Origin of the sequence: Sneathiella sp. (assembly GCF_036960985.1) — a bacterium.
GTDB lineage: Bacteria > Pseudomonadota > Alphaproteobacteria > Sneathiellales > Sneathiellaceae > Sneathiella.
On the sequence record NZ_JBALWD010000068.1, the window covers coordinates 1 to 1,296 of the forward strand.

Genomic DNA, 1,296 nt, shown 5'->3' on the forward strand with positions numbered 1-1,296 from the left:
CTCCTCAATCAAAATAGCAGTACCATTCTTACAGAAGATAAGGTTTTATTTAACGATTTATGTGCCCGTAATGACATTCTAAGCCCACGAATTTTGAGTTTATTTGACCCGTCGCAAACGGATTCATCGGAACTCCGAGCTCAGCTTGAAGAAGTTGCAAGTAAAGCCAGCGTCTTTTTCAAACCTCGTTTTGGCTTAAAAGCGCAAGGTGCAGGCCGATTGAGTTATGGCGGAACGGATCGATGGTCCGTCAAAATTGGTAGTGAAGATATAATTCATGTAATCTGGGAACAGCTTTTCAACCAACTACTCTCATTCAATAAACCTCTAATTTTTCAAGAAAACCTCACAAATCATCCGAAACTCGCAGAGTTTAATACTTCGGCTCTAAATACAATTCGTTTGTGCACCTTTCGGCGTAAAGGTGAATTACATGTCTTAGAAGCCAAACTTAAATTAGGGAAAAAGGGAAGTATTGCAGATACGGGAGGTCTTGGCGTTCCGATCCTCTTGAAAAGCCAAACACTTACCGCGGGGACAAGTAGGCAAATCGAAGATTTACCTTTCAGTAAACAATCTATTGAACCTGGGGAGAAATGCTTCGTTGGACTTAAAGTACCGTTTTTCAATGAAGCAGTTGCTCTTGGTTTGGCGGTGCATGAATGCTTCCCTGACATTTTTTCACTTGGACACGATATCGCGATACTGCCTGACGGCCCTATAGTTATTGAGACAAACCACATTTGGGCCGATAACCAAAAAATATTTGGGCGTGGTATCGGGGCAAATAGGTTTTATATAGAAAGTATCTTGAAAACTGCTGAAATACGTGAAATGTGAATTCGATTTGATGACGTTCAGCCAATCACGGTTGACGGGTCAGATGGGTGCGGCACGTAGAAACACTCCTCGTCAGACTACGTTAGGCAAACTAAGCCTGGCAAGAAGTGCCTCAGCCGTTCCTTAAACCCCACCGCATAGAGGGCAAAGTCAAAGCCGCACTGTATAGACTTGCCATAGAATGAGCTGGCTTTTGTATAGGTAAATGGTTTGCTCATGACCGAGACCGAAAGTTCAACTCGGTTGCCATCATATTGTCCGTAACCAGTTTAAATAGGCTTTGCAATGGTTTGACCTAACAGAGAATTTGACTCACCCTTTGAATTTTCTAAAGGTTGGTTTACAAGTAAGGTAGAAAATGCTCTTACACTTGGCAAATAACATATTGCAGAGAAGGTAACGTAATGGGATCAGGATCAACAAGACCAAACAATGCCGATGACAAAATGATAGCGG

General features: G+C 42.3%; 1 protein-coding gene. It reads left to right on the forward strand.

Annotation, left to right across the window (positions count from 1 at the left end; genetic code table 11):
• Positions 1-840 (forward strand): sugar-transfer associated ATP-grasp domain-containing protein (locus V7723_RS19705; RefSeq protein WP_335686212.1); only part of this gene is annotated, 840 nt, incomplete at its 5' end.
• Positions 841-1,296: the final 456 nt, after the last annotated feature.